Below are 7406 nucleotides of genomic sequence, written 5' to 3'. Positions count from 1 at the left end.
CGAGTCGACGCGATTCGACGCGCTCGGCGCGCCGCGCGCGGCTGGTGATGGAAAGGCGCGCCACCGCGCCGATGGAGGGCAGCGCCTCGCCGCGGAAGCCCAAAGTGGAGATGGCGAGCAGGTCCTCGCCGTCGAGCTTGGAGGTGGCGTGGCGCTCCACCGCCAGAGCGAGGTCGTCCGGCCCCATGCCGGCGCCGTCGTCGGCGACCCGCACCAGGCGGCGCCCGCCGCTGTCGATCACCACTCGATGGCGCGCGCGCCGGCATCGAGCGCGTTCTCGGTCAGTTCCTTCACCACCGCGGCCGGGCGCTCCACCACCTCGCCGGCGGCGATGCGGTCGATGAGCACGGGCGGCAGGCGGCGGATCGGCATCGGGCGGGCGACTCAGCAGATGAAGGGCGCCGATGATAGCGCCGCGCGCCGCCCGCGGCATCCCGCCAGGCGGATCAGTCCCGCTCCACCGCCACCACGCGGCCCTTGTCCACGGCCAGCGCCAGGCGCCCGGCCTTGAGCGCCAGCGCGCGCTCGCCGAACAGCTCGCGGCGCCAGCCCTTCATGGCCGGCACGTCGGCCGCGTCGTCGACGGCGATGCGCTCCAGGTCGTCGGTGGTGGCGATCACCTTGGCGGCGACGGCGTTCTGCTCGGCGGTCATGCGCAGCAGCACCTTGAGCAGCTCCACCGTGGCGCTGGCGCCATTGGGCAGCGGCTTGTCGCGCTCGATGCGCGGCAAGGTCTTGGGGTCGCGGGCCAGGCCCTTCTTCACCGCATCGAGGACCGCCTCGCCGAAGCGCGAGCGCTCGAAGCCCTTGGGCAAGGACCGCAATTCGGCGAGCTTTTCCGGCGACTGCGGCGCCTGGACGGCGATCTCGGCGATCACCTCGTCCTTGACGATGCGCCCGCGCGGCATGTCCCGGCTCTGCGCCTCGCGCTCGCGCCAGGCCGCCACCTCCACCAGGACCGCCAGCTCGCGCGGCTTGCGCACCCGCGACTTCAGGCGTTCCCAGGCGGTGTCGGGGCTCTGCTCATAGGTGGCGGGCGACGTGAGGACGCGCATCTCCTCCCCCACCCATTCGCCGCGCCGCGGGCGTCGAGGTCGGCGGTGAGCTTGAGGAAGATGTCGCGCAGGTGCGTCACGTCCGCCACCGCATAGGTCAGCTGCGCCTGGCTCAGCGGCCGGCGCGACCAGTCGGTGAAGCGCGACGACTTGTCGATGGCATGCCCGGTGACGCGCTGCACCAGTTGGTCGTAGGACACGCTGTCGCCATAGCCCAGCACCATCGCCGCCACCTGGGTGTCGAACACCGGATGGGGGATGAGCCGCGCCTGGTGCCAGATGATCTCGATGTCCTGCCGGCCGGCATGGAACACCTTCATCACCGAGTGGTCGGCCATGAGGCGATAGAAGGGGTCGAGGTCGAGTCCCTCGGCCAGCGCGTCGATGATGATCGCCTCTTCCGGCGAGGCCACCTGCACGACGCAGAGCTTCGGCCAGAAGGTGGTCTCCCGCAGAAATTCCGTGTCGACGGTGACGAAGGGATGGCGGGCGAGACGCTCGCAGGCCGATGCCAGCGCCTCGGTGGAGGTGATCGGATCCATTGGTCGACCATACCCACCGGCGCCGTCCACGGAAAGGGAATGTGGCGCGATTTTGTCAGACGCGTGCAGAATAGCTGCGCCACGAGCATTGCGCAGGCCGCATGGCTGGCTGCCCTACCTGCGCCCCCTGCCTCGGAAAGCCCGCGCGCGCTTGACAAGCCCCAAGGCGCATGCACCTTCGCCCCGCCTCAGACGCGGTCGTCCGCGCCGCGGCGCGCCGGGCCTCCCAGGCGGCGCCCGGTGTGGAACGCGGCCTCTCGCGGCAGTCCGGCCACACGCGGCCGGCCGGCGCCGAGGCGGGGTCGAAGGACCCCGCAGACCGACCATTCAGCCTTTGAAAGGGCACGCCATGCACCGCTACCGCTCCCACACCTGCGGCGCGCTCACCCTCGCCGAGGTCGACCAGAGCGTGCGCCTGTCCGGCTGGTGCCACCGCATCCGCGACCATGGCGGCGTGCTGTTCATCGACCTGCGCGACCATTACGGCCTCACCCAGGTGGTGGTGGACCCGGACAGCCCGGCCTTCGCCGCCGCCGAGAAGGCGCGCGCGGAATGGGTGATCCGCATCGACGGCAAGGTGCGCAAGCGCCCCGAGGGCACCGAGAACCCCGACCTCGCCACCGGCGCGGTGGAGGTCTACGCCGCCGAGCTCGAAGTGCTGGGCGCCGCCGGCGAGCTGCCGCTGCCCGTGTTCGGCGACGTGGAGTATCCCGAGGAGACGCGGCTCAAATACCGCTTCCTCGACCTGCGCCGCGAGAAGCTGCACAAGAACATCATGACCCGCATGGCGATCATCGACGCCATGCGCGCCAAGATGAAGGCCCAGGGCTTCTTCGAGTTCCAGACGCCGATCCTCACCGCCTCCTCGCCGGAGGGCGCGCGCGACTTCCTCGTGCCCTCGCGCCTGCACGCGGGCAAGTTCTACGCCCTGCCGCAGGCGCCGCAGCAGTACAAGCAGCTGATCATGATGAGCGGCTTCGACCGCTACTTCCAGATCGCGCCCTGCTTCCGCGACGAGGACCCGCGCGCCGACCGCCTGCCGGGCGAGTTCTACCAGCTCGATCTGGAGATGAGCTTCGTCGAGCAGGAGGACGTATTCCAGGCGGTGGAGCCGGTGATCACCGGCGTGTTCGAGGATTTCGCGAACGGCAAGCCGGTGACGAAGAATTGGCCGCGCATTCCCTATGCCGAGTCGCTGCGCAAATACGGCACCGACAAGCCCGACCTGCGCAACCCGCTGGTCATGCAGGCCGTTTCCGACCATTTCCGCGGCTCGGGCTTCAAGGTGTTCGCCCGCATGCTGGAGGTGGAGAAGAACGAGGTTTGGGCCATCCCCGCCCCGGGCGGCGGCTCGCGCGCCTTCTGCGACCGGATGAATTCCTGGGCTCAGGGCGAGGGCCAGCCGGGGCTCGGCTACATCATGTGGCGTGAGGGGGGCGAAGGCGCCGGCCCGCTTGCCAACAATATCGGCCCCGAGCGCACCGAGGCGATCCGCGTCCAGCTTGGCCTCAAGGCCGGGGACGCCGCCTTCTTCGTTGCCGGCGATCCGGACAAGTTCGTGAAGTTCGCCGGCCTTGCCCGCACCAAGGTGGGCGAGGAGCTGAACCTCGTCGACCACGACCGGTTCGAGCTGGCCTGGATCGTGGACTTCCCCTTCTACGAATATTCGGAAGAGGAGAAGAAGGTCGACTTCTCCCACAACCCCTTCTCCATGCCGCAGGGCGGGCTGGAGGCGCTGAACACGCAGGACCCGCTCACCATCAAGGCGTTCCAGTACGACATCGCCTGCAACGGCTACGAGATCGCCTCGGGCGGCATTCGCAACCATCGCCCCGAGGCCATGGTGAAGGCGTTCGAGCTGGCCGGCTATGACGAGGCGACCGTGGTGGAGCGGTTCGGCGGCATGTACCGCGCGTTCCAGTATGGCGCGCCGCCCCATGGCGGCATGGCGGCGGGCGTGGACCGCATCGTCATGCTGCTCTGCGGCGTGACGAACCTTCGCGAAATCTCGCTCTTCCCCATGAACCAGCAGGCCCTCGATCTGCTCATGGCGCGCCCAGCGAGGCCAGCCCCAAGCAGCTGCGCGAGCTTCACATTCGTCCGGTGGCGCCGACCAAGTGAGGCTTGGCGCGTACTTGGCGCGTAATCTGCGGCGGATGATGTAGAGTGCTCCGGGGCGAAAGCCGGCCAACCATGTGCCGGCGCCCCGGAGGAAGCCCCATGCGGTACGCCCGCCAGCTGCTCTTGGTCGCGGCTCTCGCCTTTCCCGCCGCGGCCTCGGCCCAATCCGCGCCGGCCCCACGTCCACCCCCGTGGCCGTGGCGCGCGAGGTGGTGAACCTCTCGCTCTCGCCCGGCTTCGAGGGCCGGTTTAACCGCATGATGGCGAGGCGGTCTCAAAGCTCCCGGCCGACAAGCAGGCGGCCGCCCGCGCCGACCTCCAGAAGGCCGCGGCCGGCGCGCGCGCGGAGATTCTCGCCGCCATCGCCGCCCATTACGCCAAGGCCTTCACCCCCGCCGAGCTGAACGATCTGCTCACCTTCTTCAAGAGCCCGCTGGGCCTGAAGCTGGTTCAGGTGGAGGAGACCAAGTCGCCCGAGGTCAACGCCGCCATCCAGCAGCAGATCATGAAGCTGGTGGTGCAGATGAGCGCCCTGCCCCGCTGAGGCTGCGGCAGCGCAAGCCTTGCCGGGTTGCGCGGCATCTTCCGCTGCGGCAGTGTGGCGGCGCGATCCGATGCGCCGGGTCAGGGTCCCGTGCGGGGCGGGAGCCATCCGGCCGGCGCGCGGCACCGCCGCCGCGCCGCCTCCCTTCCGAGGCGGTGCCGCGCCCTCCGGAAGAAGGAAATCCCCGTGATCCGAGCCTTCGCGCCGATCCTCGCCGCTGGACTGATTCTCTTCGCCCATCCCGCGCGCGCCGACGACATCGCCGATGCCATCGCCGAGGCCCAGAAGGCCTATGCGGCCGGCGACCTCTCCGGCGCCAAGCAGTCTCTGGACGTCGCCTCCCAGTTGCTCGCCCAGCGCAGCGCCGACGGGCTGGCCAAGTTCCTACCGCCGGTGCCGCCCGGCTGGACCGCGGGCGAGACCGAGACCGATGCGGCGGCGGCGGCCATGTTCGGCGGCGGGCTGATCGCGCGGCGCGAATATTCCAAGGGAAGCTCGGACGTGACGGTGCAGATCATCACCCAGTCGCCGATCATCGCCCAGATGGGGGCCATGTTCTCCAGCGCGCAGATGCTGGGCGCCATGGGCAAGGTGTTCCGCCACCAGGGCCGCACCGCCGTGCTCACCAAGGAAGGCACGATCCAGCTCATGTCCGGCGGCACGCTGGTGATGATCGAGGGCTCGGGCAGCGAGGCCGACAAGCGCGCCTTCCTGAACGCCATCGACCTCGCGGCCATCGAGAAGGCCGGCGGCTGAGCCCGACGGCGGGGCCGGAAACGGCTCCGCCCGACCGCCGCAGTCCTCCCCAACCGCCGTCGCTGGGCCGGGGAACCGCCCTCGCGTCCCGGCCGACGGGAGCGAAGCGCAGCGTAGCGGGAGGAGAGCCGGGACCCAGCGCAAGACCTCGCCGCAGGCGGCCTGATCTCTTCTGGCGGCTCAGCCGGGCCGGCGTCATCGGCAGCGGTGCGGGGTTTTGCCCGCTGCGCGGGAGTCTCCCCTGGACCCCGGCTCGGCGCTCCGGCTGCGCCGTCGCTGGGCCGGGTGACGACGGCTCACGCCGTCGCTGGGCCGGGGAACGGCGACGGCGGCGGCTACTTTACGCGCTCGAGGATCGACACGTAGTTGGCGACCGCGGCGCCGCCCATGTTGAAGACGCCGGCGACCTTGGCGCCGTCGATCTGCATGTCGCCCGCCTCGCCCATGAGCTGCATGGCCGAGAGCACGTGCATGGAGACGCCGGTGGCGCCGATGGGGTGGCCCTTGGACTTCAGGCCGCCCGACGGGTTCACCGGCAGCTTGCCGTCCTTCTGGGTCAGCCCCTCGCGCACCACCTTGTAGCCCTCGCCGGGCTTGGCGAGGCCCATGGCCTCGTACTCGATCAGCTCGGCCACGGTGAAGCAGTCGTGGGTCTCCACGAGGTCGAGGTCGTCGAGGGTGAGGCCGGCCTCGGCAAGGCCCTGCGCCCAGGGCGCGGCGCGCGCCTCGAAGGCGATCGGGTCGCGGCGCGAGAGCGGCAGGATGTCGTTGGCCTGGGGCGCGGGCCCGGAAGGCGACCGCGCGGGTGAGGCCTTCGGCGACGTCCGCGGAGGCGATCACCAGCGCCGCCGCTCCGTCCGAGACCAGCGAGCAGTCGGTGCGGCGCAGCGGCCGGCCACATAGGGGTTCTTCTCGGAGATGGTGTTGCAGAACTCGAAGCCGAAATCCTTGCGCATCTGCGCATAGGGGTTCGCCACGCCGTTCTTGTGGTTCTTGGCGGCGATGCGCGCCAGTTCCTCGGAGCGGTCGCCGTAGCGCTGGAAATAGGCCTGGGCGATGCGCCCGAACACGCCGGCGAAGCCGCCGTCGATGTCCGCCTCCTCCTTGCGGTAGGAAGCATTCAGCAGGATGTCGCCCACCTCGGCGGTGGGCTTGGCGGTCATCTTCTCGGCGCCGATCACGAGGGCGATTCGGCCGCGGCCGGCCTCCACATAGTTCAGCGCCGAATGGATGGCGGCCGAGCCGGTGGCGCAGGCGTTCTCCAGCCGCATGGCTGGCACGTGGGCGAGCTCCGGCACCGACAGCGCCGGCATGGCGCCCTGGAAGTCCTGCTTCTGGAAGCCGGCATTGAACACGCCCACATGGATCGAATCCACGTCCGCGGGGGCGAGGCCCGCATGCTCGATGGCGGCTCCGGCGACCCGGCTCATGAGCGCCTCGGTGTCCGCGTCCTCGAGCTTTCCGAACGGCGAGTGGGCCCAGCCCACGATGGCAGCCTTGGCATCCATGGCGCGTCTCCCTGACGGTGTCGGCAATCGCCTCCAGCGCTAGCGCAGTTCCCCCGGACTGTCCAATGGCGCGGGCTGCGGGCGCCCGATGGCGCGGGGCCGCCATGTTCTCGCCATCCCGCTCTGGTGCAAGGCGGTCTTAAGGATTTGCTCACCGTGATCGGGCATGCTCGGTCGCAAAGCCGGTGTCGCGGTGCCGCGGCGTCCGGCGCACTTGAGATCGGCGCCGGCTGCTTTATTGTCGGCGCGTGCCGTCCAGGCACCCCGCAGCGGTTCGCGGGGCTGGCGCAGGCTTCGCTCCGATCGCACGGCGATCCGGTCGCGGGGCCGCGTTCGTGGGTTTGGAGCCGGTTTCCGGCTACGGGAAGAGGGCGGTCCGCATCCTTCGGGGTCCGGCTGCCCGCGTCGAGCAGCGAGGACCATGACCGCCTACGACTTCGACTGGGACGACGAGTCCGGCTACGACCTCTACGAGGAGCCCCATGAGGAGCCGCGGCGACGCGCGCCCGTGGCGCTGCTGGTGGGTGTCGGCGCGCTGGTGCTGGCCGGCGCCGTCGGTGGCGGGGTCTGGTTCATGACCGGCTCGGGCTCCGGCAAGCAGGACCGCCAGGCGATCGCCAATGCCGGTCCCGCCGTGCCCCCGGTGGTGCTGCGCACCCATTCCGGCCCGCGGCCGGGAAGCGACGGCGGCATCCCTTCCGCCGGGACCCTGTCCTCCGGCGACGATTGGATGTTCGCGCCCGGCGCCGTCACCGGCGCGTGCGGCTTTTGCCTCCTCCGCCGAGGCGCCCAGCCACCAATGTGGTGACGAGCAACACCTCGCCCGCGCCGCTGCCGCCGGGCAATCCGGGACGCCAGGCCGGCGTCGCCGTGCCGCCGG

The 7406-nt window shown here is 70.6% G+C and carries 3 protein-coding genes and 4 pseudogenes; 4 read left to right on the top strand and 3 right to left on the bottom strand.

Features of this window, described 5'->3' with window-relative positions; all coding sequences use genetic code 11:
* Both mutL and rnd read right to left on the bottom strand, forming a co-directional pair.
* Positions 1 to 372, bottom strand: a pseudogene (gene mutL / locus AC2W7M_RS15980) (DNA mismatch repair endonuclease MutL); the annotation flags it as partial.
* Positions 373 to 446: 74 nt separating this feature from the next.
* Positions 447 to 1597: pseudogene (gene rnd / locus AC2W7M_RS15975) on the bottom strand (ribonuclease D).
* A 349-nt stretch (positions 1598 to 1946) separates the two neighbouring features.
* Here rnd and aspS point away from each other — a divergent pair.
* The 3 genes and pseudogenes from aspS to AC2W7M_RS15960 all read left to right on the top strand — a co-directional run bounded on the left by aspS (position 1947) and on the right by AC2W7M_RS15960 (position 5018).
* Positions 1947 to 3718 (top strand): annotated as a pseudogene (aspS, locus tag AC2W7M_RS15970) (aspartate--tRNA ligase).
* A gap of 349 nt (positions 3719 to 4067) precedes the next feature.
* Positions 4068 to 4262 carry a DUF2059 domain-containing protein gene (locus AC2W7M_RS15965; protein ID WP_486133201.1) on the top strand — a complete coding sequence of 65 codons (195 nt, stop codon included), beginning with the start codon at positions 4068 to 4070 and terminating at the stop codon, positions 4260 to 4262.
* A 186-nt stretch (positions 4263 to 4448) separates the two neighbouring features.
* Positions 4449 to 5018 carry a hypothetical protein gene (locus AC2W7M_RS15960; RefSeq protein ID WP_486133200.1) on the top strand — a complete coding sequence of 190 codons (570 nt, stop codon included), beginning with the start codon at positions 4449 to 4451 and terminating at the stop codon, positions 5016 to 5018.
* A gap of 335 nt (positions 5019 to 5353) precedes the next feature.
* Here the strand turns inward: AC2W7M_RS15960 and AC2W7M_RS15955 are convergent.
* Positions 5354 to 6526, bottom strand: a pseudogene (locus tag AC2W7M_RS15955) (acetyl-CoA acetyltransferase).
* A 421-nt stretch (positions 6527 to 6947) separates the two neighbouring features.
* On the opposite strand from AC2W7M_RS15955, the gene AC2W7M_RS15950 reads away from it, so the two are divergent.
* A complete protein-coding gene (locus tag AC2W7M_RS15950) occupies positions 6948 to 7334 on the top strand; it encodes a hypothetical protein (protein WP_486133199.1) in 387 nt (128 codons plus the stop codon).
* Positions 7335 to 7406 lie beyond the last annotated feature (72 nt).

Source organism: Xanthobacter sp. BG11Y11_SDJG (assembly GCF_057364445.1).
Note: the sequence above shows the minus strand (reverse complement) of the source record. Positions and strands in the feature narration are given on the sequence as shown.